The organism is Streptomyces sp. CA-135486 (genome assembly GCF_050936555.1).
In the GTDB taxonomy this organism is placed as follows: Bacteria; Actinomycetota; Actinomycetes; order Streptomycetales; family Streptomycetaceae; genus Streptomyces.
Genome location: NZ_JBNJMM010000002.1, coordinates 2,525,927 through 2,551,803, shown reverse-complemented (window position 1 = coordinate 2,551,803; position 25,877 = coordinate 2,525,927). Strand labels below are relative to the sequence as shown.

General features: G+C 70.3%; 23 protein-coding genes and 1 pseudogene. 3 read left to right on the top strand and 21 right to left on the bottom strand.

Annotated elements, in window-relative coordinates; all coding sequences use genetic code 11:
* Positions 1-15 precede the first annotated feature (15 nt).
* From ACQEVG_RS31040 to ACQEVG_RS31005, 8 genes are all read right to left on the bottom strand, one after another.
* Positions 16-1,545 (bottom strand): NCS1 family nucleobase:cation symporter-1, encoded by a 1,530-nt coding sequence (locus tag ACQEVG_RS31040; RefSeq protein ID WP_432989907.1) that lies wholly within the window; start codon positions 1,543-1,545, stop codon positions 16-18.
* Between the two features lie 44 nt (positions 1,546-1,589).
* The gene (locus ACQEVG_RS31035) at positions 1,590-2,591 is read right to left on the bottom strand and encodes a TIGR03842 family LLM class F420-dependent oxidoreductase (RefSeq protein ID WP_432989905.1); all 1,002 of its coding nucleotides are present in this window, start codon (positions 2,589-2,591) and stop codon (positions 1,590-1,592) included.
* 27 nt (positions 2,592-2,618) lie between these two features.
* Positions 2,619-4,025, bottom strand: coding sequence for a dihydropyrimidinase (hydA, locus tag ACQEVG_RS31030; RefSeq protein WP_432989903.1), 1,407 nt, complete (start codon positions 4,023-4,025; stop codon positions 2,619-2,621).
* A gap of 36 nt (positions 4,026-4,061) precedes the next feature.
* Complete coding sequence (locus tag ACQEVG_RS31025) at positions 4,062-5,342, bottom strand: aspartate aminotransferase family protein (RefSeq protein WP_432989901.1); 1,281 nt, start codon at positions 5,340-5,342, stop codon at positions 4,062-4,064.
* Complete coding sequence (locus ACQEVG_RS31020; protein WP_432989899.1) at positions 5,339-6,181, bottom strand: nitrilase-related carbon-nitrogen hydrolase; 843 nt, start codon at positions 6,179-6,181, stop codon at positions 5,339-5,341. The genes ACQEVG_RS31025 and ACQEVG_RS31020 overlap by 4 nt, the downstream gene beginning before the upstream one ends.
* A 258-nt stretch (positions 6,182-6,439) precedes the next feature.
* Positions 6,440-8,236 carry a hypothetical protein gene (locus ACQEVG_RS31015; protein WP_432989897.1) on the bottom strand — a complete coding sequence of 599 codons (1,797 nt, stop codon included), beginning with the start codon at positions 8,234-8,236 and terminating at the stop codon, positions 6,440-6,442.
* An 86-nt stretch (positions 8,237-8,322) separates the two neighbouring features.
* Entirely contained in the window at positions 8,323-8,697 is a 375-nt protein-coding gene (locus ACQEVG_RS31010; RefSeq protein ID WP_432989896.1) for a PPOX class F420-dependent oxidoreductase, read from the bottom strand.
* 162 nt (positions 8,698-8,859) lie between these two features.
* On the bottom strand, positions 8,860-9,114 hold the full coding sequence (locus tag ACQEVG_RS31005) for a helix-turn-helix domain-containing protein (protein ID WP_432989894.1): 255 nt from the start codon (positions 9,112-9,114) through the stop codon (positions 8,860-8,862).
* 52 nt (positions 9,115-9,166) lie between these two features.
* Between ACQEVG_RS31005 and map the strand changes: the two genes are divergently transcribed.
* Complete coding sequence (gene map, locus ACQEVG_RS31000) at positions 9,167-9,934, top strand: type I methionyl aminopeptidase (RefSeq protein ID WP_432989892.1); 768 nt, start codon at positions 9,167-9,169, stop codon at positions 9,932-9,934.
* A gap of 116 nt (positions 9,935-10,050) precedes the next feature.
* On the opposite strand, the pseudogene ACQEVG_RS30995 reads toward map, so the two are convergent.
* Together ACQEVG_RS30995 and ggt are read right to left on the bottom strand one after the other, a co-directional pair.
* A pseudogene (locus tag ACQEVG_RS30995) lies at positions 10,051-10,788 on the bottom strand (glycoside hydrolase family 75 protein); the annotation flags it as partial.
* A gap of 83 nt (positions 10,789-10,871) precedes the next feature.
* Entirely contained in the window at positions 10,872-12,671 is a 1,800-nt protein-coding gene (gene ggt, locus ACQEVG_RS30990) for a gamma-glutamyltransferase (protein ID WP_432989890.1), read from the bottom strand.
* 105 nt (positions 12,672-12,776) lie between these two features.
* On the opposite strand from ggt, the gene ACQEVG_RS30985 reads away from it, so the two are divergent.
* Entirely contained in the window at positions 12,777-13,520 is a 744-nt protein-coding gene (locus tag ACQEVG_RS30985) for a hypothetical protein (RefSeq protein WP_432989888.1), read from the top strand.
* A gap of 43 nt (positions 13,521-13,563) precedes the next feature.
* On the opposite strand, the gene ACQEVG_RS30980 is transcribed toward ACQEVG_RS30985, so the two are convergent.
* From ACQEVG_RS30980 to ACQEVG_RS30965, 4 genes are all read right to left on the bottom strand, one after another.
* Positions 13,564-14,859, bottom strand: coding sequence for a cytochrome P450 (locus ACQEVG_RS30980; protein WP_432989886.1), 1,296 nt, complete (start codon positions 14,857-14,859; stop codon positions 13,564-13,566).
* A gap of 33 nt (positions 14,860-14,892) precedes the next feature.
* The gene (locus ACQEVG_RS30975; RefSeq protein ID WP_432989884.1) at positions 14,893-15,669 is read right to left on the bottom strand and encodes an alpha/beta fold hydrolase; all 777 of its coding nucleotides are present in this window, start codon (positions 15,667-15,669) and stop codon (positions 14,893-14,895) included.
* A 273-nt stretch (positions 15,670-15,942) separates the two neighbouring features.
* Positions 15,943-17,553, bottom strand: coding sequence for a murein biosynthesis integral membrane protein MurJ (murJ, locus tag ACQEVG_RS30970; protein ID WP_432989881.1), 1,611 nt, complete (start codon positions 17,551-17,553; stop codon positions 15,943-15,945).
* Positions 17,550-17,687, bottom strand: a complete 138-nt coding sequence (locus tag ACQEVG_RS30965; RefSeq protein WP_432989879.1) for a hypothetical protein — start codon at positions 17,685-17,687, stop codon at positions 17,550-17,552. Before ACQEVG_RS30965 ends, murJ begins: the two co-directional genes overlap by 4 nt.
* 149 nt (positions 17,688-17,836) lie before the next feature.
* Between ACQEVG_RS30965 and ACQEVG_RS30960 the strand changes: the two genes are divergently transcribed.
* The gene (locus ACQEVG_RS30960; protein WP_432989877.1) at positions 17,837-19,432 is read left to right on the top strand and encodes a CocE/NonD family hydrolase; all 1,596 of its coding nucleotides are present in this window, start codon (positions 17,837-17,839) and stop codon (positions 19,430-19,432) included.
* A gap of 279 nt (positions 19,433-19,711) precedes the next feature.
* Here the strand turns inward: ACQEVG_RS30960 and ACQEVG_RS30955 are convergent, their stop codons facing one another.
* From ACQEVG_RS30955 to ACQEVG_RS30925, 7 genes are all read right to left on the bottom strand, one after another.
* Positions 19,712-20,158: a DUF6278 family protein gene (locus ACQEVG_RS30955; RefSeq protein WP_432989875.1), complete on the bottom strand. Its 447-nt coding sequence runs from the start codon at positions 20,156-20,158 to the stop codon at positions 19,712-19,714.
* 58 nt (positions 20,159-20,216) lie between these two features.
* Positions 20,217-20,996, bottom strand: coding sequence for an exodeoxyribonuclease III (locus tag ACQEVG_RS30950; protein WP_432989873.1), 780 nt, complete (start codon positions 20,994-20,996; stop codon positions 20,217-20,219).
* A 45-nt stretch (positions 20,997-21,041) separates the two neighbouring features.
* Positions 21,042-21,674: an MBL fold metallo-hydrolase gene (locus ACQEVG_RS30945; RefSeq protein WP_432989871.1), complete on the bottom strand. Its 633-nt coding sequence runs from the start codon at positions 21,672-21,674 to the stop codon at positions 21,042-21,044.
* Between the two features lie 35 nt (positions 21,675-21,709).
* On the bottom strand, positions 21,710-22,996 hold the full coding sequence (gene pcaC, locus ACQEVG_RS30940) for a 4-carboxymuconolactone decarboxylase (protein WP_432989869.1): 1,287 nt from the start codon (positions 22,994-22,996) through the stop codon (positions 21,710-21,712).
* Positions 22,997-23,032: 36 nt separating this feature from the next.
* Positions 23,033-23,611 carry a hypothetical protein gene (locus ACQEVG_RS30935; RefSeq protein ID WP_432989867.1) on the bottom strand — a complete coding sequence of 193 codons (579 nt, stop codon included), beginning with the start codon at positions 23,609-23,611 and terminating at the stop codon, positions 23,033-23,035.
* Positions 23,608-24,774, bottom strand: coding sequence for an ROK family glucokinase (locus ACQEVG_RS30930; RefSeq protein WP_432989865.1), 1,167 nt, complete (start codon positions 24,772-24,774; stop codon positions 23,608-23,610). Before ACQEVG_RS30930 ends, ACQEVG_RS30935 begins: the two co-directional genes overlap by 4 nt.
* Before the next feature lie 256 nt (positions 24,775-25,030).
* Positions 25,031-25,867, bottom strand: coding sequence for an ATP-binding cassette domain-containing protein (locus ACQEVG_RS30925; protein ID WP_432993030.1), 837 nt, complete (start codon positions 25,865-25,867; stop codon positions 25,031-25,033).
* Positions 25,868-25,877: the final 10 nt, after the last annotated feature.

Genomic DNA, 25,877 nt, shown 5'->3' with positions numbered 1-25,877 from the left:
GGCTGGACCGGGCGCTCATACCGCTGTTCGACGCCCAGTGACCCTCATCAGCACCACGTACAGCACGAGCGAGGCCGCCAGTCCCACCGCCCAGCCGTAGTCGGCCAGCGGCTTCAGGAAGGGGATCAGCCCGTCCTCGGGGAACGGCCCCTTGCCCTTCGCCGAGTGCGAGCCGCCCACCGCCAGCAGGCCGCCGACGCCGAACGCCAGGACCGCGACCGGATTCCAGCCGGAGGCGTACCAGTAGCGGCCGCCGGGGGTGTAGAGATCCGCCAGATCAAGGACGGTGCGGCGGATCAGCCAGTAGTCCGCGATGAGAATGCCCGCGACCGTGCCGAGCAGTCCACCGACCAGACCGAGCCAGGTGAAGATGTAGAGCTCGGGCGTCTCGGTCAGCTTCCACGGCATGATCAGCACGCCGACGACGCCCGTGATCAGCGCTCCCCTGCGGAAGTTGATCAGCTTCGGCGCCAGGTTCGCCAGGTCGTACGCGGGCGACACGACGTTCGCCGCGATGTTCACCGAGATCGTCGCGACCAGCACCGTCACCAGCGCATAGAGCAGTCCGAAGACATTGTCCGTCTTGGCGGCCAGCGCGACCGGGTCCCAGACCGCCGCCCCGTACACCGCCTGGGAGCCGGAGGTGACGAAGACCGAGAGCAGGGCGAACAGCGTCATCGTGGTCGGCAGACCGAGCGTCTGCCCCCAGATCTGGGCGCGCTGCCCCGCCCCGAAGCGGGTGAAGTCGGGGATGTTCAGCGACAGCGTCGACCAGAAGGCGATCATCCCCATCAGGGAGGGGAAGAAGACCGGCCAGAAGTCCGCGCCCCAGCCCAGCTTCGAGGGCTGGTCGAGCAGCGGACCGAGGCCGCCCGCCTTGGCCGACATCCACACCAGCAGCACCAGCGCGCCGACGATGACAAAGGGCGCCGCCCAGTTCTCGAACCGCCGCAGGGTCTCCATCCCCCGGTAGATGATGGCGAGTTCGAGTGCCCAGAAGAGCACGAAGCAGACCCACAGCGTCCACGGCTGTCCGCCGACCTCGGATGCCTTCGCCCAGCCTCCGAAGATCTTGCCGAGAAGGATGAAGATGCCCTGTCCGCCGATCCAGGTCTGGATGCCGAACCAGGCGCAGGCCACCCCGGCCCGGATCAGCGCCGGCAGATTCGCGCCACGCAGACCGAAGGAGGCCCGCGCCAGGACGGGGAAGGGAATGCCGTACTTGGGTCCCGCATGCCCGGTCAGCAGCATGGGGCCCAGCACTATCAGATTGGCCAGGGCGATGGTGAAGACCGCCTGCTTCCAGTCCATGCCGAGGGTGACGAGGCCCGAAGCGAGCAGCCAGGACGGGATGTTGTGGGCCATGCCGACCCATAGGGCCGCGAAGTTGTAGGTGGTCCAGCGCCGTTGCGCGACCGGGACGGGCAGCAGGTCGTCGTTGACGAAGCGGTTGTCGGAGGGGGCCGCGCCGGGCGCGAGCTCGACGCGGCCCGCCGTGTCGGAGAGCGGTCCTTCTGAGGGCACGGGCGGGACGGTCGCGGTCATGGCGTGGGGCCCCTTCAGCAGTCTTCAGCAGCCTTCGGCGGCTTTCAGCGGTTGAGTGCCGGGATGATCTCGGAGCCGTACGCGTCGATGGTCGCTTCCTTCGCGTCGTGCATGTTGTAGACGGCGAACTGGTCGACGCCCAGCTCGCGCAGTTCCTTCAGCTTCTCGATATGCGCCTCGGCCGGGCCGAGCAGACAGAACCGGTCCACGATCTCGTCCGGGACGAAGTCCGTGGACGGGTTCCCGGCACGGCCGTGGTGGCTGTAGTCGTAGCCTTCGCGCGACTTGATGTATGAGGTGAGGGCGTCGGGTACGAGGTCGGAGTGCTCGCCGTAACGGCTCACCAGGTCGGCGACGTGGTTGCCGACCATCCCGCCGAACCAGCGGCACTGTTCGCGGGCGTGCGCGAGGTCGTCACCGACGTACGCGGGCGCGGCCACACAGATGGTGACGGAGTCGGGGTCACGACCGGCGTCGGATGCGGCCGTCCGTACGGCGCTCACCATCGACGCGGTCAGATACGGGTCGGCGAGCTGGAGGATGAACCCGTCGGCCTTCTGGCCCGCGAGCGCCAGTGCCTTGGGTCCGTACGCCGCCATCCAGACCGGCAGCTTTCCGCCGCGCACCCAGGGAATCCGCAGCGGCTGCCCGTCGACCTCGGCCTCCCGGCCCTCGGCGAGATCGCGGATGACGCCGATCGCCTCGCCGAGCCTGGCCAGCGTGTTGGGCTTGCGGCCCGCGACTCGCATCGCGGAGTCCCCGCGCCCGATGCCGCACACCGTGCGGTTGCCGAACATGTCGTTGAGCGTCGCGAAGGTGGAGGCGGTGACCTCCCAGGTTCTGGTGCCCGGGTTGGTCACCATGGGGCCGACGGTGAGCTTCTGGGTGTGTTCGAGGATCTGGCTGTAGATGACGAAGGGCTCCTGCCAGAGCACCGCCGAGTCGAAGGTCCATCCGTAGCGGAAGCCGTTGCGTTCCGCGCGCCGCATCAGTGAGACGACGGCCGAGGCCGGCGGGTCGGTCTGCAGGACGAGTCCGAAGTCCATGCGTAGTGCTCCTCGTTCAGGTGCCGACTAGTTGAGGTACTGACAGGTGCCTCGGGGGGTGTACTGGCCATGCCCTGCCCGGCCGGTGAACTCGCGCTGGTCGATGACCACATCGCCGCGCGAGAGCACGGTCTCCACCTGGCCGGTGATCCGCTTGCCCTCGTACGCGGAGTAGTCGACGTTCATGTGGTGGGTCTCGACCGAGAGGGTCTGCTCGGCGTGCGGGTCGTAGATGACGACGTCGGCGTCGGCGCCGGGGGCGATGGTGCCCTTCTTCGGGTAGAGGCCGAACATCCGGGCCGGTGTGGCGCAGGCGATCTCGATCCAGCGGCGGCGGGTGATGTGTCCGTCGACGACCGCCTGATGGAGCAGGTCCATCCGGTTCTCCACGCCCGGCAGTCCGTTGGGGATCTTGGAGAAGTCGCCGCGGCCGAGCTCCTTCTGGCCGACGAAGCAGAACGGGCAGTGGTCGGTGGAGACGACCTGCAGGTCGTTGGTCCGCAGCCCGCGCCAGAGCGCGGCCTGGTGCTCGCGCGGCCTCAGCGGCGTGGAGCAGACGTACTTCGCACCCTCGAAGTCCGGCTCGGCGAGGTTGTCGGTGGACAGGAAGAGATACTGCGGACAGGTCTCGCCGAAGACGTTGAGTCCCTTGTCGCGTGCGGCCGTCAGCTCGGCGACGGCTTCCTCGGCCGAGACATGGACGACGTAGAGGGGGGCTCCGGCGACCCGGGCGAGCTGGATGGCGCGGTGCGTGGCCTCCGCCTCGAGCAGGGCCTTGCGCACCTCGCCGTGGTAGCGCGGATCGGTGCGGCCCTCGGCGAGCGCCTGCTCCACCAGAACGTCGATGGCGATCCCGTTCTCGGCGTGCATCATGATCAGCCCGCTGTTGGTGGCGGAGCGCTGCATGGCGCGCAGGATCTGGCCGTCGTCGCTGTAGAAGACGCCGGGGTAGGCCATGAAAAGCTTGAAGGAGGTGATGCCCTCCTCCACCAGCTTGTCCATCTCCTTCAGCGACGACCCGTTCACGTCGGAGAGGATCATGTGGAAGCCGTAGTCGATGGCACATTTGCCGTCGGCCTTGGCGTACCAGGCGTCGAGCCCTTCGCGCAGGGCGTGGCCGACGGACTGCACGGCGAAGTCGACGATGGTGGTGGTGCCGCCCCAGGCGGCGGCCCGGGTGCCGGTCTCGAAGGAGTCCGACGCGAAGGTCCCGCCGAACGGCAGCTCCATATGGGTGTGCGCGTCGACGCCGCCCGGGATGACGTATTTGTTCGCGGCGTCGATGGTGCGGTCGGCGGTCCATGCCTCGGCGACGGCGGAGCCGTGCGCCGCGAGGGCGGCGATCCGGCCGTCCTCGATCAGTACGTCCGCGTGGATCTCGTCCGCCGCGGTGATGACCAGGCCGCCGCGGATCAGGGTGCGGGTGCTGCTCATGCTGGTGCGCTCCCTCTCGTACTCTCTCGTACGTAACTACACGCTGCGCAGGGCCCGTTCGAGGATCGATGCGCCCTCTTCCGCCTCGGCGACGGTCAGTGAGAGCGGCGGGGCGATGCGCAGGGCGCTGGTGTTGTGGCCGCCGCCCTTGCCGATCAGCAGTCCGCCCTCGCGGGCGGCTTCCAGGACGGCCGATGCCGCCTGCGGGTTGGCCTCGTCCGTGCCGGGTCTGACCAGCTCGATGCCGATCATCAGGCCGCGGCCGCGCACTTCGCGTACGGCCGGGACGCCCGCGCCGATGGCCCGCAGCCGCTCGATCAGCAGTCCGCCCACCCGGCGGGCGTTGCCCTGGAGGTCGTGCTCCAGCAGATACGAGAGGTTGGCGAGGCCCGCCGCCATGGTGACCGGAGAGCCGCCGAAGGTCGAAATGGAGTTGGCGTCCAGACAGTTCATGATCTCGGCGCGGCCGACGACACCGCCGATGGACATGCCGTTGCCGATGCCCTTGGCAAAGGTGAGGAGGTCCGGCGGGCCGTTCTCGGCGTGTGCCTGCCAGCCCCAGAAGTGCTCCCCCGTACGTCCCCAGCCGGTCTGCACCTCGTCGGCGATCCACAGGATGCCGTGCCGGTCGAGGACTTCGCGGAACGCGGCGTACAGGCCGTCGGGCGGGGAGGTGAAGCCGCCCACGCCCTGGATGGGTTCGGCGATCAGCGCGGCGGGGTCGCGGGTGTGTCCCAGCAGGTCCTCCAGGTCCGCGACGCATGCCTCGATGAACTGCGCGTCGGACAGCTGGGCGTAGGGGCCGCGGGTGCGGATGCCTCCGTGCACGTACAGCGTCTGCAGCGGGGAGAGGGTGGTCGGCGACCAGCTGCGGTTGCCGGTGATGGCGACCGCCGAGAAGGACCGGCCGTGGTAGCTGTTGCGCATCGCCAGGATCTGGTTGGACCGGCGGTATTCGGTCGCCAGGAGCAGCGCGGTGTCGTTGGCCTCGGTGCCGGACGTGGTGAAGAAGACCCGGGCGTCGGGGATGCCGGAGAGGGTCGCGATCCGCTCGGCCAGCTCGACCATCGGGCGGTTGAGATAGAGCGTGGAGGAGTGGATGATCCGCCCGGCCTGCTCGCTCACCGCCTTGGTGACCTCGGGGAGGGCATGGGCGGTCATGGTGGTGAGGATGCCGCCGAAGAAGTCCAGGTAGCGGTTGCCGTCCGCGTCCCAGACATGGCGGCCCTCGCCGTGGGTGATCTCGATGGGCCGCTGGTAGTAGAGAGCGACCCAGTCGGGGATGACGGCCTTGTGGCGGTCGTGGAGATCGGTCACGGCTGCACCAGCCCCTCGTAGGCGTCGGGGCGGCGGTCGCGGTAGAACGCCCACTGCTGCCGTACGACGTCGATCAGGTCGAAGTCGAGGTCCCGGACGAGCAGTTCCTCCTTGCTGTCGCTGGCGACGTCGCCGACGAACTGGCCGCGGGGGTCGACGAAGTAGCTGGTGCCGTAGAAGTCGTTGTCGCCGTACTCCTCCTGGCCGACGCGGTTGATCGCGGCAATGTAGTACTCGTTGGCGACGGCGGCCGCGGGCTGCTCGAGCTGCCACAGGTAGGAGGACAGACCGCGCGAGGTGGCGGACGGGTTGTAGACCAACTGGGCGCCGTGCAGGCCGAGTTGGCGCCAGCCCTCCGGGAAGTGGCGGTCGTAGCAGATATAGACGCCGACCCTGCCGACGGCGGTGTCGAATACTGGCCAGCCGGCATTGCCCGGCTTGAAGTAGTACTTCTCCCAGAAGCCCTTGACCTGGGGGATGTGGTGCTTTCGGTATTTACCCAGGTAGGAGCCGTCGGCGTCGATCACGGCGGCGGTGTTGTAGTAGAAGCCCGAGTCCTCGATCTCGAAGACCGGCACCACGATCACCATGCCGGTCTCGCGGGCGAGCTCCTGCATCCGGCGGACGGTGGGGCCGTCCGGGACGGGCTCGGCCCAGCGGTAGTGCTCCGGCTCCTGGACCTGACAGAAGTAGGGGGCGTTGAATACCTCTTGGAAACCGATGACCTTGGCGCCCTGCCGGGCCGCCTCCCGGGCGTGTTCCTCATGCTTGGCAATCATGGATTCGGTGTCGCCGGTCCAGGTCGCCTGGACAAGTGCGGCGCGTACGACGTTGGCCATGAGCTGCTCCTTGGACGCGGGGTCAGAGAGCCTCTACGCACGTAGATTCGGTGCGTAGGAGGAGAACGTAAGCCCCGTCACACACTGGGGCAAGACCATCGCCGTTAACCGGCAGAGTCGATCATGTTTCGCACCCGAGCGGTCCACACCGAAAGGCTAGCGCTGCGAAGCGGCCGCGGAGAGGTCGCGGACCCGCCCCGGATCAGGCGCGGACCCGCCCCGGACCGGCCGTGGACAGGCCCCGGACCGGCCGGTGGATCAGGCGCCGAGATGGCCTGCGACGCGCAGCGCGTGGACGAGATCGCGCTCGTGGGATGCGGAGATCGTGCGGGCGGCGGCGACCAGTTGCGGCACGAGGCGATGCGGATCTCTGTCGGCGAGATGGGCGGTGTCCTCGGCGGCGTGTACCTGTACGAATGCGGTCAGTAAAGCCCGTGCTTCAGAATCCCGGCCCTCGTCCTCCAGGGCAAGGACTGCGGCGGCGATGTCGTCCGCCGGGCGGGTCACGCCCTGCCGCAGCAGCTGCCCGCTGTCCTGGACCCGGCCGGCCGCGGCGAGCGCGCCGGCGGCGGCCGAGAGCCTGAGGGCGGGCTGCGAGGCGACCTCCCACAGGAGGGTGGCCCAGTCGGCGTCGAGTCCGGCGCGGTGCAGCTCGGCGGCGAGTACGGACAGCCAGGGGGCGGGGCGGGCGGCGGCCTCGCAGAGCAGGGCGTGCGCCTCGCCGCTGCGGCCCTCGGCCCGCAGCCGCCCGAGCGCGGCGACGGTCTCGCGTGCGGCCCGCTGCGCACCGGCGGGGACTTCGGGCGCGGGCGCGGGTTGGTCGGTCACCACGCCGCCGAAGCGGGCGCCACGGGGCGCGTCCCCGCCGACGGGGGGCAGTACGGGCACGGCGACGGCCTCGTCCCCGCCGTCCTCGACCCCGGCGAACCGGGCCCCGCGGGGCCGCCGCTTCTTCTTGACGACCTCGGGGGCGGGTTCGGTGCGTACGGCTTCGGTGCGTACGGCTTCGGTGCGTACGGGCTCGGGGCTCGCGGGTTCCGGACGGAACCAGTCGTCGGGGACGCCGGGCAGATCGTGCGGGTCCCGCACGTGTGCGGACCCGCCGCCCGCCACGGGCCGCCCGGAGCCGGGCGCGGCCGGAACGTCGCTCACCGCGGGCCCGCCCGACGGGGAGTACGCGCCGCGGAACTGCTCCGACAGGTCGGGTCTCAGCGCGCCCGCCCCACGGTCGGTCGGCGCGGGCCCGCCCGATGATGAATACACGCCGCGGACGTCATGCCCGGCCTCCGCCCCGTACCGGCCGCCCGACGACGAGTAGGCGTCGGGGGCGTGCTCCCAGCCTCCCGCGTCCGCACCGCGCGGGCCGGCAGTGGCCGCGGCCACGCTCCCCATCCCGGTGCCGCTGCCGGGCCGGAACCAGTCGTCCAGTTCGTCCGGGACCGCAGTCACCGGGCCGCCCCACGACCCTCCGTCCGGCTCGCGCTCGTGCTCCGCGCCGGGCGAGGCCTCCGGCCCCCGCCGGGCGGCAGCCCGGTCGCCCCCGGACGCGTCTCCCAGCGCGTGCAGCCTTGCGGTCAGTTCCACGACGCGCGCCGTCGCCCGCGCATAGTCGTCCCGCGTCCAGTCCAGCTCGTGGGCCAGCTGCTCGGCCGCCGCGGACCCTTCCGGCTCCCCCGCCAGTCGGCGCAGCAGCTCCTCCGACCGCCCCGTCGCGTATGTCTCCTCCCGGAGCATCAGCTCCAGGCGTTCCTGCAGCGCCTCGCGGCCCCCCGGCCGGCGGTCGTGGGCCGCCGCCGCGGCCGCGTGGAGCTGGCGCGCGCGCATGGACTCCGGCTGGGCGAAGAGCGCCCCGCGCCCCAGCGCGAAGTCCTGGAGCAGCGACTCCACCACGTCCCAGGGCGGGATCTCGACCCCGTCGAGGCAGGCCCGCATCCCGTCGGGGTCACGCTGCCAGAAGATGCCGTACCAGCCGCTTTCCCGGTCGAGGAGCCCAGTCAGCCCCTTCAGGTACTGCGCGAATGCCCCGGCCTCTACCGGAAGTTGCTGCACCGTCATCGCCGCCCCTGCCCGCTGCCCACTGGAACTTGCCAGTCCGCAGGCATTCGACCTCAGACGTGTTACGGCAGTGCTACGCAGTGTTTTCAGATAGACACCGCGATGCCTGTGTGCGGCCGCTTCCCCAGCCGGACGATGGTGGCCGGCCAGTCGACCAGCCAAAACCGCCAGGTGTACTTGCGGGACAGCAGTGTGCGGATCGCGCCGGTTTCGTCGAGCAGCCGGGCCGTACCCTCCGCGCTCACCGCTCCGTCCGCGATTCTGCCCCGCGCGTCGCACACGGTCACGACGACTCGGCTGTTGTTGCGCAGGCGCTTGACCTTCCAGGAGTCGGACAGCGTCCATATGAACAGCTCACCGCCGTCCACGGCGAACCAGACGGGCGTGGCGACGCCCGTCCCGTCCTTGCGGAACGTGGTCAGGCTGACATAGCTCGCACCGGCGAAGTCTTCGGGAGTCACGCCGCGAGACTACTCGCGCTCGTACGCCTTCTGGCCTCCGCGAGCTCCATGAGATGCGTCCTCGCCCATGCGCACGCCGCGTCCATCGGCCCGAGCGCCGACCGGCCGAGCGCCGTGAGCCCGTACTCGACGCTCGCCGAAACGGAACGGCTGCAGCCGGGGTCAGGCCGCCGGTGCCAGGGCGCAGCGCACCACCAGGTCGTCCATCGACAGACCGAGCGCCGCGGCGAGCGCGGCCACGGTGAAGAAGGCGGGGGTCGGGGCACGGCCCGTCTCGATCTTGCGCAGTGTCTCGGCGGAGATTCCGGCGGCCGCGGCCACGTCGACCATGCTGCGTTCGCCGCGCGCCCGGCGCAGCAACTGACCGAGCCGCTCGCCGCGTTCGCGCTCTTCGGGGGTGAGAGGGGTGCGCACCATGCCGTTATTCTAATGCCGGTATTCCAATACCGGTACCGGTATAGTAATTGGCATGGTGGAGATCAAGACAGATACATCGATCGAGGCGATGCGCGCGGCGGGCCGGATCGTGGCCCAGGCACTCACGGCGGTCCGCGAAGCCGCGGCCGTCGGCGTCAGCCTCCGTGACCTGGACCGGACCGCCCGCGCGGTCCTCGCCGATGCCGACGCAGGGTCGCCCTTCCTCGGCTACCGCCCGAACTGGGCGCCGACCCCCTTCCCCGCCGTCATCTGCACCTCCGTCAATGACGCGATCGTGCACGGCATCCCCGACGACCACCGGCTGCGCGACGGCGACCTGGTGAGCATCGACTGCGGTGCGATCCACGGCGGCTGGGTCGGCGACGCGGCCGTCAGCTTCACCGTGGGCCGCGCCCGCCCCGAGGACGTACGGCTGATCGCAACGGCCGAAGAGGCGCTGGATGCGGGCATCGCGGCCGCCACCGTCGGCAACCGCATCGGCGACATCGCACACGCCATCGGCCGGGTGTGCCGCGCGGCGGGCTACGGCATCCCGGACGGCTTCGGCGGCCACGGCGTGGGCCGCCACATGCACGAGGACCCGGGCGTGCCGAACGAGGGCCGCCCGGGGCGTGGCCTGCCGTTGCGCCACGGCATGGTGCTGGCGATCGAGCCGATGGTGATCGAGGGCGGCAGGGACGGCCACTACACGGCGCGCGACGGCTGGACGATCCGTACCGCGGACGGCAGCCGGGCCTCGCACGCCGAGCACACGGTGGCGATCACGGACGACGGCCCCCGCATCCTGACGGCTCTCTAGGGAATGTCCTCGTGCTCGGGGGTGCCCCGCTGCTCGGGGGCGTCCTCGCGCTCAGAGGTGCCCACGTCCTCAGAGGTGTCCACGTCGGCGCTCTGGTTCTGCCGTTGCGCATCCTCGTTGTTCTGCACGAATTCCCTGGCCAGCGCATCACCGAGGGCCACCGCGTCACTGTGGCTCTCGATCGGCGACACACGGGAGTTGGTGAACAGGATGTAGGTGACTCCGGACTCGACGCCGCCGTTCGCCGGGTCGGGATTGATGCCGAGCGCCTTGGCAGTGGCGTACGAGGCCTCGCCGATGATCCCGCTCGGGCCCGTGTCCCCCACGACCGCGTACACGACGCGGTTGTTGTAGATGACGGCCGCGACCGTACCGCCCACGATGCCCGACGTGCGGTAGTTCCAGATCGAACTGGAGCTCGGCACCACGATGAAGGGCAGCTTCTCGGAGTTCAGCTGCCGCCCGTCGGACTGCTGGAACGCGGTCTCGCTCTGGAAGTACGGGTCGGTCGTGGCATTGCACTTGGTGGTGCGCTGGCCGTCGCAGTCGATGTCCATGTCGGCCTTCCAGAACACCGCCCCGTTCTTCTTGCAGACGGGAACGGCGGCGGACGCGCCGGCGGCGCGGTGGCGGCGGCGGCTGTCGTCCGCGCGGTACTTGCCGTTCGATATCTGGGAGCAGCCCCTGACCTTGGCGAGCAGGGCGGCCGCTCCGACCGTGCCCTCCCTCGCCACGAAGTCCTCGGGAGCGGCGCCGCGCTGGTGCGGACGGGTGACGGCGGCGGTCGGCTGTACGGCCGCCGCGAGCAGGGCGGAACCGGCGGCCGCGGCGAAAGCGGCGTGTCGTATGTGCACGGGGGAGCCTTTCCGTTCGAAATCGTACGAAAGGCTCCCTACCCGTTCGCGGGCCCGGCGCGTCCGATCAGCCGCCGGACGGGTTACCCGGGCCTGACGACCATCGCCGACCCCCCGCCCCTGCGTACCTTCTCGGCCGCCGCCAGCCAACGCCCGTCGGGCAGTCGCTCAACGCCCGTCGCGGCGCCGATCTCCGGGTTCTGCCGGAACGCGTGGCCGATGGCCTCCAGCTCGGCGCGCAGCGCACCGTTCCACAGGGCGGGCTCAAGCTCCGTGGTCGTCTGGTTGCGCTGGCTCGCGCGCGGCGCGGCGATCGCCTCGACCAGCGGCAGACCCCGGTCCAGACGGCCCGTCAGCGTCTGGAGCACCGTCGTGATGATCGTCGCGCCACCCGGTGAGCCGACCGCCAGGACGGGACGGCCGTGCTCGAGCACGATCGTCGGCGACATGGACGAGCGCGGGCGCTTGCCCGGGCCCGGCAGATTCGGGTCGTGGACCGCCGGGTTCGCCGGGGCGAAGGAGAAGTCGGTCAGCTCGTTGTTGAGCAGGAAGCCACGCCCCGGCACGGTGATGCCGCTGCCGCCGGTGGACTCGATCGTCAGGGTGTACGCGACGACGTTGCCCCACTTGTCGGCGACCGTCAGATGAGTGGTGTTCTCGCCCTCGTACGTGGTGGGGGCGGCGGTACCCGATCCTCCGCATTCCGCCGGGCTGCTCGGGTCGCCCGGTGCGAGCGGGCTGGTGAGCACCGCGTCGTCCTTGATCAGGCAGCCGCGTGAGTCCGCGAACCGCTGTGACAGCAGCCCCTTCGTCGGCACGTCCTCGAAGGCCGGGTCGCCGACCCAGCGACCGCGGTCCGCGAAGGCGATCCGGCTGGCCTCGATGTACCGGTGCAGATACTGCGCCTGGGTGGCCTTCGTGAGGTCGGTCCGCTCCAGGATGTTGAGCGCCTCACCGACGCTCGTGCCGCCGGACGACGACGGCGCCATGCCGTACACGTCGAGACCGCGGTAGGCCACCTTGGTGGGCGCGCGCCGGATCGTCTCGTACGACCTCAGGTCCTTCGCCGTCAGATCGCCGGCCCGCACCTTGCGCGTCGCGCCCGCGGCCACGGGTGGGGTGCGGACGGTGCTGACGATGTCCTTGGCGATGTCGCCGCGGTAGAGCGCGCCGACGCCCTTGCGGCCCAGTTCCTTGTACGTACGCGCCAGGTCCGGGTTCCTGAAGACCGAGCCGACCACCGGCAGCTGTCCGCCCGGCAGGAAGAGCCTCGCGGTGTCCGGGAAGTCCGCGAAGCGCGCCTGGTTGGCCTCGGTCTGGGAGCGGAAGGTGGCGTCGACGGTGAAGCCGTCGTCCGCAAGGCGCTCGGCCGGCTTCAGCAGCTGCCGCAGCGGCCTGGAGCCCCACGCGTCGAGCGCCGTGTCCCAGGTCGCCGGGGTGCCGGGAGTGCCGACGCCGAGACCGCTCGTCATGCCCTCCTCGAAGGGGATCGGCTTGCCGTTCTCCAGGAAGAGGGAGGCGTCGGCGGAACGGGGCGCGGTCTCGCGGCCGTCGATGGTGTGGACCGTACGGGACGTGGCGTCGTAGTAGACGAGGTAGCCGCCACCGCCGATGCCCGCGGAGTACGGCTCGGTGACCCCGAGGGCCGCCGCCGTCGCCACCGCCGCGTCCACAGCGTTGCCGCCATGCCGCAGCACCTCGATCCCGGCGGCCGAGGCGTCCACGTCGACGCTCGCGACCGCACCGCCGTATCCGGCCGCCACCGGGCTCTTCGCGGGTGTGGCGACCGGCGGGGAGTGGGTGGGCGGCGCCGCCGCGCCGATCGAGATCACGGCCGCGGCAACGGCCAGAACCGACACATTCCGTGCGGCTGTACGACGCATCCGTACCTCCAGTCAACGTGCGTCCGCGCACTGTAACTTCACCGTCGCGCTCCCGTCAGGACCGCCTCGAACAACGGTCCGCAAACACCGCTACCATGCGCGCCCATGACTGACGACGTACGCAACATCGTGCTCGGCGTGCTGGCCGCCGGCATCAGCGCCTCGCTCGGCTGGCTCGCCCGCACCTATCTGTGGCGGCGCCGGCTCCGGCGCAAGCAGGCATTCTTCGGACTCCCCGGAAACTCCGAATCGCTGCTCGTCGTCAATCGCGAGGCCGGCCGGGACGGGTCCGTGCACCGCTTCGACGTCTTCGCGCTGCTCGAACTCTCCGCGCTGATCAAGGACTGCGGGGCCAACGCCCAGATCGTCTGGCACGACATAGCCCAGCAGGGTTTCGGCGAGCGCACCGAGTTCTGTGTGGGCGGGCCGGTGTCGAACAGACGGATGGCAGCGCATCTGCATTCGCTGCTGCCCGGTGTGAAGGTCAACACGGACCCGGAGCCGGGCCCGGACCAGGGCGCGTTCCAGATCGGCTCGGAGCGCTACCGCATGGAGCCGGGAATCGCGGAGTATGTCCTGCTGGCGCGACTCACCGCGGGCCAGGACGCCCGGCCCGTCTTTCTCTTCTGCGGCCAGCGCGCCATCACCAACCAGGCGGCGACCCGCTATCTGGCCCGCCACCACGAGAAGCTCGCCCGCAAGCACGGCGGGAGTTCCTTCTGTGTGCTGCTGAAGGTGGTCAACTCGCAGGCGTACGGCCCCGATGTGGTGGAGCTTGTCGCCGATGTGACCCGCATGGCGCAGACGCCGCTGCCTGCGGCGCGCCCCACACACCGCGCGTCGAGCTGAACGGCGCGGGTCCGCACGTGTCGGGGCCGCATTCCGGACACTGCTACGCCACAGTCACCGGCAGCGACTTCACGCCGTTGATGAAGTTGGAGACCAGCCGCCTCGGCGGGCCCGCGGTCACCAGCGGCGGCAGCAGTTGCCTCGCCTCCTCGTACAGGACACGCAGCTGGAGCCGGGCGAAGTGGGCGCCGAGGCAAACATGCGGGCCGTCGCCGAAGGACACATGCGGATTCGGCGAACGGTCCAGGTCGAGTCCGTACGGAGCCTCGAAGACCCGCTCGTCGTAGTTGGCGGAGGCGTGGAAGACGACGACCTTGTCTCCCGCACGGATCTGCTGCCCGGCCAGCCGGGTGTCACGGGTGGCCGTCCGGCGGAAGCTGAGGACGGGCGGATGACGGCGCAGCAGCTCGTCGACGGCCCGGTCCAGGTCCGCCTCGCCCGCCCGCAGCCTGCGCTGTTCGTCCGGGTGCCGAGCGAGCGTCAGAAAGCCGCCGGGGGCGGCGCTTCGCACGGTGTCGTTGCCCGCGACCGTCAGCAGGAAGAAGAACATCTCCAGCTCGGCGCCGGAGAGTTCCGACTGCGCGAGCGAGGTCATCACGTCGTCGGCGGGACTGCGTCGCTTGTACGCGGCGAGCTCCTGGGCGTATGTGAACATCTCCTGCAGCATGGCCGGCGAGCGGGGGTTGACGGGCCGGCCGTCGGGTCCGAGCACCGGGGGCTCGTCCGGGTCCTGGTAGGCGATGACGCGCTCGGTCCACTTCAGCAGCAGGCTCCGGTCGCTCGTGGGGACACCGAGCAGATCGGCGAGGTTGAGCAGGGCGTAGTCGTCGGTGACGGCGCTGACGAGATCGACGACGGGGCCCATGTCCCGGGTGGCGGCCAGGAGTTGACGGGCCCGGGCGCGCGCGGCCGCGGCGAAACGGTCGATGCGCCCCGGGGTGAAGGCGCGGCTGACCAGCCGGCGCAGCCGCCCGTGTCCTGGCGGGTCCTGGTTGAGCATCATGCGCCGGATGAAGGGGAGGTCGGCCGGGTCGGGATCGCGGATCTGGGTGGCTCCGAGGTGGGACGAGAACGCCTGCGAGTCCTTGAGGACGCGGACGACGTCGGCGTGCCGGGTGACCGCCCAGAAGCCGGGTCCGGCGGGCCAGCCCAGGACTTCGTACTCCTGCTGCCAGGCCACCGGGTGGTGGTCGCGCAGTTCGCGGAAGGCGTCGTGAGGCAGGCCGGCGGCGTAGATCCGCGGATCGAAGACATTGGGCACAGGCTGATCCGCCGCGCTCTGTTCGGGCGCAGTCCGCTCCGGCCATTGATCCGGCACGCTCTGTTCGGGCCTCGTCATGCAGGCATTGTCTTACGCATGGTCATCGCCGTGTCATACGCGGGCGCCCGCCCGGAGGAAGTCCTCGACGGTACGGATCAGCTGGAGCGGGGACTCGTCCATCGCGTGGTGTCCTGCGCATGCCAGCTCGACCACCTCGCCGCGCCGGTAGCAGCGCAACCAGGTCTGCCGCATGAGCTCCGCGCTGATCGCCGGGTCGAGCGCCCCCGTCACCGCCAGCGCGGGGGTTTCGGAGCCCGCGACCTCGACGGTGAAGTCCTCGCCGGCCCAGGAGTCCAGCCAGGCGCGCAGGGCCACGGGCTCGCTGCGGGCCAGGGACCGGTCGACCATCCGGTCCAGCCAGGCGGCCGGCCGTACCGACCCGGTGGTGGTGTCGATGATGACGCGGCGGTTCTCCGGCTTCTCGGCGGCGGAGGCGAACAGCTCCCACTGCTCCGGCGGCATCTTCAGACCACTCGCGGGCACCGGCGAGATCCCGACCAGCCGCCGCACCCGGTGCGGCGCGGCGGCCAGGACGCGCTGCACGACCGCCCCGCCCATCGAGTGCCCGACGAGGGAGAAGGAGTCCCAGCCGAGCCGGTCGGCAAGCGCGAGGATGTCGGCGGCGCCCTCGCTCGTGGTGTAGGCGCCGGGCGCGGCCATCGCCTCGCCATAGCCCCGTAGATCGACGAAGAGGTAGCTGAAGCTCTCCCGGTCGAGGTCGGGCAGCGTCGCGGCGTAGGCGGCGCGGTCGGCGAGCCAGCCGTGCACGGCGATGATCCGGTGGGGGCCCGATCCGTGCAGCGAATGGGGCAGGAGGAAGGGGGCCACGGCATCTCCGTTCGCCGGCACAGGCCTACGCCACCACGTTGGTGTCAACTGCCCCACCGGGCAAGTGCGCAGAGGGGGCATGCGGTTGCTTACTGGCGCGTTTCGACTGCGAACGTGAGCCCTACCGGCGCGTACTGGCTGATGACGCCAGCAGTTCGGCCGGATCCTGATCAAAGAGCCGTGTCTGGAAACAGAGCCCGGGCGCCGCCCGGACGCTGCAGTTTCATGGCAGGTCTGCGGGCTTCGGTCCCGGGCCGGCGCCCCCGGGCAGTCTCAGCGGCCCCGGCCGCCACGGATTCTGGTGATCACGGCGCTGAGGTCCGTGAGCCCGAGCGGACGGGCGAGCAGTGCCAGCGCGACGAGGAGTCCCGCCGCCCCGGCGCCGGCCGCCGCGATGTTCCCGAGCCCATCGGCCGCGCGGGCCGCCCCGTACCCGATGAGAGCGGCAGGCGCGCTGCCGAGCAGCAGCCGTGCGTGCGTCCGCAGCCCGGGCGAGCGCAGCAGACCGCGGCCACTGCCGAGCCTGCGGTTCAGGGTGTACGCGGTGACGGCGAAGCCCGCGATGAGCGCGACGGAGTACGCCCCGGCCATCCCCGTCACCGCCCAGCGCGCGGGCAGCAGCAGATACGCGGTCACACAGAGCCCGGCATTGAGTCCGGCGATCACCAGGTTGAGGAAGAACGGAGTGCGGGTGTCGGAGAGCGCGTAGAAGCCGCGTGAGAGCACGTACTGTCCGGAAAAGGCGATCAGTCCGGGCGCGAAGGCCATCAGCATTCCGGCCATCACCGCGACGTCGGCGGGCCCGGTCTTCCCGTACTCGAAGACGCTCCCCATCACCCACGGCGCCAGCGCGAACAGCGCACAGGCCGCAGGGACCACGATCGCCGCGCTGGACCGCAGTGCGTACGAGATGTCGCGCCGGACGGCCGCGAGATCACCGTCGGCCGCGGACCGGCTCATCCGCGGCATCAGCGCAGTGACGAGGGAGACCGTGACGATGCCCTGCGGAACGGCCCACAGCAGATAGGCGTTGCTGTATGCCGTGTACCCGGCCCCACCCGCGAGTCCCGCGTCCACCGCGCGCTGCCCGGTGGACGTCGAGAGGCGGGTCACCACCCAGTACGCGAGCTGGTTGGTCAGCACGAGCAGCATCAGCCAGCCCGCCGAACGCAGCGGCCGGGTGAGCCCGCCGCCGCGCCAGTCGAAGCGCGGTCGCCAGCGAACTCCGGCCGCGCGCAGGGAGGGGATCAGCGCGAGCGCCTGGACGACGATGCCGGCGGTGGTGCCCCAGCCGAGCAGGGCCATGTCGCCTTTTCCGAGCGCAAGGGCGAGGTAGAGCCCGAAGACCGCGATGACGACGAGGTTGTTGAGCACCGGGGTCCACATCATCGCCCCGAACCGCCCCCGTGCGTTGAGCACTTGGCCGAGCAGCGTGAAGAGCCCGTAGAAGAAGATCTGCGGCAGGCAGTAGCGGGCCAGCGCGACCGTCAACTCGGCCTGGGCGCCGGCGTAGTCGGTGTAGATGCCGATGATCCAGGGCGCCGCGAGCACGGCGGCGACGGTGATCGCGAGCAGGCCGAGCGTGCAGACGGTGAGCAGCCGGTCCGTGTACGCGGCGCCGCCGTCCTTGTGTTCCTTGGCGGCCCGGACCAGTTCGGGAACGAAGACCGCGTTGAGCGCGCCGCCCATGAGCAGGATGTAGAGGATGTTCGGGACGGTGTTGGCGACGTGGTAGCCGTCGGCGACGAGTCCGGTGCCGAGCGCCGCGACGACGACCGCGGACCGTACGAATCCGGTGGCGCGCGAGACCATCGACCCGGCGGCCATCGCGGCGCCGCTGCGCAGTACGGACTGCTTCGCGGGGGCTTCGAGCGTGGCGGTCACCGGCGGGCCCGATACGCCGGGAAGGCGCGGTACAGCGCGTTGTCGGTGGTCCCACCCATGGACGTCTCCCACTCCCCCGGCGGCAGCCCGAACAGTCGTTCGCCCGGATCAAGAAACGAGCGTACCCCGCGCATGTCGGACTGCCCGGCGCCGAGTTCGCGCGCGCACCAACTGACGCGATGTCCAATAATCGTTACCCTCGCGTAACTTACCGAGGAGTTACCTCAAGTAAGTTCATCCGGTTACCGTCGGGTCACTTTGTTGACACGAGTGAGGGGGACCCGTGGGACAGACGCGCAAGATTCTGCGCACGACCGCGATCGGCACCGTTTCCGCAGCGCTTCTCGCCGGACCGGCCGTCGGAGTGGCACCCGCCGCCCCGGCGGCGGCTGCCCGGACACAGACTCAATCCGCCGCCCCGGACGTACAGTTCGTCGACATCGAGGGCGACGGCGGCACCGTACTCAAGGCCAATGTCGTTACGCCCGCCGACGCGGACGGCACACGGAAGTACCCCGTGATCGTGCTGCCTACGAGCTGGGGCCTGCCCCAGATCGAATACCTCACCCAGGCCAAGCAGCTCGCCGACTCAGGCTATGTCGTGGTGAGTTACAACGTCCGCGGCTTCTGGCAGTCCGGCGGCACTATCGAGGTGGCCGGTCCGCCGGACATCGCGGACGCGTCCAAGGTGATCGACTGGGCGCTGGCGAACACCCCCGCCGACCCCGCCAAGGTCGGCATGGCCGGGATGTCGTACGGCGCCGGCATCTGTCTGCTGGCCGCCGGCCACGACAAACGGATCAAGGCGGTGGCAGCGCTCAGCGGCTGGGCCGACCTCGTCGAATCCATCTACAGCCGCCGCACCCAGCATCTGCAGGCAACGGCGATGCTCGCCGGAGTGGGGTACGTCACCGGCCGGCCGAGCGAGGAGTTCCAGCGGATCACGGCGGACTTCTTCTCTTCCGACGTCAGCAAGGAGCCGGGACTGATCGCCTGGGGGAAGAAGCGCTCCCCCCTCACCTATCTGGACCGGATCAACGCCAACGGCGCCGCCATCATGCTCGGCAACGCCTGGGGCGACACGATCTTCCCGCCCAACCAGTACGCGGACTTCTACGAGAAGCTCACCGGCCCCAAGCGGCTGGAGTTCCGCCCCGGCGACCATGCGACGGCCGAGGGCAGTGGCCTGCTCGGCCTGCCCAACGACACCTGGACCAGCACCCGTCGCTGGCTCGACCACTATCTCAAGGGCGTCGACAACGGCGTCGACCGCGAACAGCCGGTCCGCATCAAGTCCCGCTCCACGGGTTCCTACGAGAGCTATCCCGACTGGAAGTCGGTGGCCGCGACGGAGCGCAAGATCAATCTGGACGGCACCAAGAAGATCTACGCCAATATCGACTCGGGCGCCAACGGCGGGGTCATCTTCCTCTCCAGCATCCTGGACCAGTTCGCCAAGCTGCCGCCAATGGCGTCGATCCCGCTGCTGCCGCGCCTCTTCGCCGCCGTCTGGCAGTCCGAGCGGTACGGCTCCGAGCAGCATGTCCGCGGCACTGCCAGGCTGCACACCACGCTCACCAGCACCAAGGAGAGCGGCACCCTCGTCGCGTACCTCTACGACGTGGGCCCGCTCGGCCTCGGCAAGCTGGTCAGCAATGCGCCGTACACCTTCCACGGCCAGACACCCGGAAAGCCGTTCGCCGTCGACCTGGAGCTGTTCTCCACCGCCTACGACGTCCCGGCCGGCCACCGTCTCGCCCTGGTCGTCGACACTGTCGACCCGCTCTACATCGAGCACAACCCGACCGGCGCGCAGCTGACCTTCTCCTCGTCCGCAGCCGACCCGTCATCTCTGTCGGTCCCGCTGCGCAAGGAGTGATCACCGGCTGCTGCCGGGCGGGAATGGCTCTACGAGCTACTGCACACCCGGCAGCAGCGTCCCTGGATCGGCCGGGGCGAGCGCAGGTCTCGCGCATCCGGTGCATCTTGTACGCCTCATAGGTTCTGCACCCCCCGATCGATCAACGGATCGACGACCATACAGTGCCCTACCCCCTCTTCGCTGGTCGAGGTCAGCGCAAACTATCCAGTCCGATAAGGGGCTTCACACCCGACACGCAAAAAGGGGCATAAGCCGTATTAAGTACAGCCGACCTGGTCAGGCCTCGGCGGCCTCTGCGTAGACCTGGGAGAGTTGAGGCGCTCCGTTGACCGCCCACTCCAGGCCGGCCTCCACCACGCTGATCTCGCGGCCGGAGGCGAGCCGCACCACCGGATGGCCACCCGGCCAGATGTGCCAGACCGCGCCGGGCACCGTCCGGACGATCACGGTGCCGAGGTAGAGACCCGCGTCATTGCCCAGCCACGGCAGCTCCTCGGGGTCGTCGCGCCAGCGTGGCGGCAGCTGGTCGAGGGCCGACAACGAGCCCGGGGAGTCGTCCAGTTCGAGCCCGGCCTGCCCCGCCCGGACACGCAGCAGCTCACACTCGGAGAGCAGCTCGGCGACGGCCGCGGCACGCTCCGGGTCGTACTCGGCGGCCGTATCGTCCTCCTGCTGCTCGGCGCCGTGCCGCTTGAGCCAGTTGTCCAAGAAAGGGATGTTCATACTGCTCAGCCTCGCATCCCGGCAGCAGAACGCACCACAGGGCGCGCGTCAACCAACATCAGATGTCCAGATCCACAACAACCGGAGCATGATCCGAGGCGCCCTTGCCCTTGCGCTCCTCGCGGTCGACATAGCTGTCCTTGACCGCCTTGGCGAAGGGTTCGTTGCCGTAGACCAGGTCGATGCGCATGCCCCTGTTCTTCGGGAAGGACAGCTGACGGTAGTCCCAGTAGGTGAAGGGGTGGTCGTACTTGAGGGGGCGCGGCACCACGTCGGACAGACCGGCCCCGCGCAGCGCCTCCAGCGCCGCCCGCTCGGTCGGGGTTACATGGGTCAGCCCCTCGAAGAACGACGGGTCCCACACATCGTCGTCGGTGGGCGCGATGTTGAAGTCGCCCAGGACCGCGAACGGACGGTCGGCCGCCGCGTCCTCGGCGACCGAGAGCTGAAGCGCTTCCAGCCAGCTCAGCTTGTAGGCGTAGTGCGCGTGGGCGATCTCGCGGCCGTTGGGCACATAGACCGACCAGACGCGGACGGGGCCGCAGGTCGCGGAGATCGCCCGCGGCTCCAGCGCGCCCTCGTACTCCGGGCCGCCCGGCAGGCCCTTGACGACGTCGTCGAGGCCGGCCTTGGAGATCAGAGCCACGCCGTTCCACCTGCCGGAGGCGTGGATCGCGGATTCGTAGCCGAGCTCGCGCAGCTCGTCGGCCGGGAACTGCTCCTCGGTGCACTTGGTCTCCTGGAGGCACAGCACGTCCGTGCCGGTGCTCTCCAGCCAGGCCAGCAACCGGGGCAGCCGAGCGGTGATCGAATTGACGTTCCAGGTGGCGATGCGCATGGGGAGAAGACTATCCGCGGGGTCTGACAGTCACGGATGCGGCCGTCATACGTCAGTGCCCTCGCCCGGGGTCAGCCGGCCGTGCTCGGCGCCGCCGAGCGCGCCGATCTGCCTGTCGTAGATCGGCCGGGCGAGTTCGGTGAGCAGGGCGTCGTGGATGTCGATGGCGCGCCGCGGCTTCACCTCTCGTACGTAGTCGATGATCTCGGAGATCTTGTTCCAGGGTGCGTGCACGGGGAGCATCAGCGTCTCGACCGGGTGGTCGGGGACGGTGAGGGCGTCGCCGGGGTGGAAGACAGAACCGTCCACCAGATAGCCGACGTTGGTGATCCGGGGGATGTCCGGGTGGATCACCGCGTGCAGCTCGCCATGGACCTGGACGTCGAAGCCGGCCGCGGTGAACGTGTCGCCGTGGCCGACGGTGTGGACGCGGCCCGGGAACGCCGCCGAGATCTTCTCGGCGACGCTCCGCAGGGTCCAGATCCCGGCGGCCGGGTTGGCTTCCAGCGCCGCCCGCAGCCGGTCCTCGTTGAAGTGGTCGAGATGCTCGTGCGTCACCAGGATGACGTCCGCACCGACGGCGGCGTCCTCCTCACTGAAGGTGCCGGGATCGATGGCGAGCGTCTGCCCGTCCTTCTCCAGACGGATGCAGGCGTGCTTCTTCTTCGTGAGCCTCATGCACCCATCCTGCAACGGGGGGCCTCTCCGGGGGGTCAGGCCCCGGGGTTGGTCTCCTCCTGGATGACGGCGTGGGCGACCCTGAAGGCGGAGTTCGCCGCGGGGACCCCGCAGTAGACGGCCGCGTGGATCAGGATTTCCTTGATCTCGGCGGGGGTCAGTCCGTTGCGCAGGGCCGCGCGGGTGTGGAAGGCCAGCTCGTCCAGGTGCCCGCCCGCCACCAGCGCGGTCAGCGTCACCACGCTGCGGGTACGTCTGTCGAGCCCCTCGCGGGTCCAGACCTCGCCCCAGGCATAGCGGGTGATCAGCTCCTGGAAGTCGCCGGTGAAGTCGTCGGCCGCGGCCGTCGCCCGGTCCACATGCGCGTCGCCGAGGACCTCGCGCCGCACCTTCATCCCCGCCGCATACGGATCGGGGCGTCCCTGCTGCACCGCTTCGGGCTGTACGGGCGAGGCCGGCGCGATCTCGGCGAGCGGCCCCACCGGGGCGGAGATGGCGGGCGCGACCGGCGGGGTGGGGATCGCGTTCAGCGTGTCCTGCCACGAGGTGGAGAAGTGGCGAACGAGAAGGTCGGTGACCGCGGCCGGCTGCTCCACGGGTGCGAGGTGGGAGGCGCCCGGCACCAGCGCCAGCCGGGCATCGGGTATGCCGGCCACCAGGGTGCGGGCCTCGGCGGGGCCGGTGACCTGGTCCTCGGAGCCGACCAGGACGAGGGTGGGCACACCGATCCTGCCCAGTTCGGCGCGTACGTCGAAGGCCGCGAGTGCCTCGCAGGCGGCGATGTAGCAGCCCGGGTCGGTGGTGCGCACCATCTGGACGGCCCACTCGACGATCGCGGGCTGAGCGGCGGCGAATCCGTGGGTGAACCAGCGCTCGGGCGCGCTGCGGGCCATCGGGTCCAGGCCGTTGGTGCGGACGATCACGCCGCGCTGACGGAACTCGTCGGCGGTCCCGAACCGCGGCGACGCGGCGACCAGCGCGAGGGAGGCCATCCGGTGCGGATGGCGCAGCGCCAGCTCGATGCCGATCGCGCCGCCGATGGAACAGCCCACGTAGCCGAAGCGCTGGATGCCCAGCTCGTCGAGGGCCCCCAGCAGCCGGTCGGCGAGTTCGGCGACGGCGGTCGCGGGGTGGGCCGGGGCACCGCCGTGGCCTGGCAGATCGAAGCGGAACACCCGCCACTGGCGGGACAGTTCGGCGATCTGGCGGTCCCACATGTGCCAGGTGGTGCCCAGGGAGGGACCGAGGATGAGCACGGGGGCGTCGTCCGGACCGTCGATCCGGTACTGCAGGGTCTTCGGGGGCGTCTGCGTCTCACTCACCCGCTCCACGGTAATGAGTGGAAGTAACGCCTCCGGTCAGGGGGTCGCCGTCGAGACGACATACACCACGGGGCGGGATCTGTAGGTCAGGTCGACAGTGATGTCCTGGCTGGGCCGCGGGTCCTTCTGTGGGTGGCTGGTGCCCGACCAGGCACCCTGCCCCGCCCCGAAGTCCCAGCCCACCGTCTCGGCATCCCGCCCGCTGATGGTCACCTCGCCGGCCTCGAGCCGGGCTCGGCTCGTCCCGACGCCTTCCAGGAACCGGTCGAGCCCCTCGGACGTGGTGCGGAACTGCACATAGAGCCGGCTGGTCTTCCAGTTGCTCGTCTCGTAGTAGGCGACGTCCGTGGCCTTCGAGGGGATCGGCACCTCGAAGACCCGCCGCTTCATCTGGGACGGCCAGGAGTCCCGCAGACCGGTCGCCGAGGACTCCGCCTCCTTGTCCCGGCCGCTGTTGCGGCTCTGCTCGGCGGAGATCACCAGATAGCCGGCCGGGATGCCGACGAGCAGCACAATGATGATCGCCGTCAGCCAGCGGCGGCGGATCATATGGCGGTGGTCCTCGGGGGGACGCACGCTCTCGTCCAACGGCGTGGACTGGCGGGGCACGGTCATGGCTGCGGTTCCTGGGTGGTGCGGGCAGTGCCGGAGTTGCGGATGGCCTGGGCATAGCGCTCGTACCGCTCGTGCCGCTCCACACGGCGGCGGTTGGCCCGGCGGAAGCGGCGGGCCACCAGCCGCGCGAGGTCGGCCGCGCCGACCATACCGGCTTCGGGGCCGAGCTGCGCCTTGGCGATCCGGGCCTCGGGGCGGTAGCCGCGGCCGGTGAGATGCCGCCGGAATGCGTCCCGGGCGGGGCCGATCAGCAGGTCGTCGGCTGCGCTGACGCCACCGCCGATGACAAAGCAGGAGGGGTCGAGGGCGGCGGCGAGATTGGCGATGCCGACGCCGAGCCACTGGCCGATGTCCTGGAACAGTTCGACGCACATGGCGTCGCCCTCGCGGGCGAGTTCGGTGATGATGGGCCCGGTGATGTCGCCGATATTGCCGCCGACGCGGTCGATGAGGCTGTGCGCGACCGGGGAGTCGGCGGCGGCGAGCTCGCGGGCCTCGCGGACGAGTGCGTTGCCGGAGCTGTACTGCTCCCAGCAGCCGCGGTTGCCGCAGGGGCAGCGGTGGCCGCCGGGCACGACCTGCATATGACCGAACTCACCCGCGACGCCGTACTTGCCGCGCTTGACCTGGCCGTCCTCCAGGATCGCGCCGCCGATGCCGGTACCGAGGGTGATCATCACAAGGTGGTCCTCGCCACGGCCCGCGCCGAAGCGCCACTCCGCCCAGGCGGCGGTGTTGGCGTCGTTGTCCACCAGGACGGGGACGGCGAGCCGGGCCGAGAGAGCATCGCGCAGGGGCTCGTTGCGCCAGGCGAGATGGGGCGCGAAAAGGACCTTGGAACGGTCGGCGTCGACCCAGCCGGCCGCGCCGATGCCCACGGCGTGCACATCGTGCCGGTCGGAGAGATCGAGGACCAGCTCGCAGATCGTGTCCTCGACGACCTTCGGGCTCTTGGACTTGTGCGGTGTCTCGGTGCGGACCTTCTCCAGGATGATCCCGTCGGCGTCGACGACCCCGGCCATCACCTTCGTACCGCCGATGTCGATACCGACGGTGGGGACGCGGGGCGCGGTGAGGTGCGAGCGCCGCTCGCGGGTGCCGACGGTCTTCAGCACGGTGGCGCGGGCGGAGCCGCGGTGGGCGAAGTCGCGGTACGTGCTCATGTCCCTGCGGGGTGTCGGGGGCCGGGTGATGTCACGGCCCGGGGTGGGCGGCACCCACCGGCCCCGATTCTGCCACCCGGCGGGTCGCGGCGCGGGTCCACCCGAACCGGGGCTCCGCCCCGGACCCCCGGTGCGCCCGCTGGGGGTCCCTCCGTGGGGGGAGTGTCCTCAATCGCCGGACGGGCTCAACTTCAGCCCCGCCGGCGTGTGAGGCGCGGGGGTCCGGGGCGGAGCCCCGGAACAGGCCCGGAAGGCGCTACGCGGTCGGCGGCTCGTCCTTCACCGGATGCCCGCCCAAATGCGTCGGCACCGGCGCCCTCTCCAGCTCATGCCGCAAGTCCTCCAGCTCACTGCCCCCCGCCATCTGCCGCGTGAGCTCATCGAGCGTGACCGACTTCTTCGTATGGCTCGCCGACATCGTGCCGCGCTTGAGCAGTACAAAGCGGTCGCCGACCAGAAAGGCATGGTGCGGGTTGTGTGTGATCAGTACGACACCCAGTCCCGCATCGCGCGCCGCCGCCACGTACTTCAGCACCACGCCGGACTGCTTCACCCCGAGCGCCGCGGTCGGCTCGTCCAGGACCAGCACCTTCGCCCCGAAGTAGACGGCCCGCGCGATCGCCACGCACTGGCGCTCGCCGCCCGACAGCGTCCCGATCGGCTGGTCGACATCGCGCAGGTCGATGCCCATGCGCAGCAGCTCGGACCGGGTGGTCTCGCGCATCAGCTCGACGTCGAGGCGCTTGAAGGGGCCGACCCCCTTCGTCGGCTCGGAGCCGAGGAAGAAGTTCCGCCAGACCGGCATCAGCGGTACGACGGCGAGGTCCTGGTAGACCGTGGCGATACCGCGGTCCAGGGACTCGCGCGGGCTGGCGAGGCTCGTCTGCTCGCCCTCGATCAGGAAGGTGCCCGCGTCATGCCGGTGCAGCCCCGCGATGATCTTGATCAGGGTGGACTTGCCCGCGCCGTTGTCGCCGAGCACGCAGGTGATCTCGCCCGCGTGCACCTCGAGGGAGACACCTTCCAGGGCGCGAATGTTGCCGTAGTACTTACTGACGTTGTCGAGCTCGACGAGGGCCGTCCCGGTCTCCACCGTCCCGGTC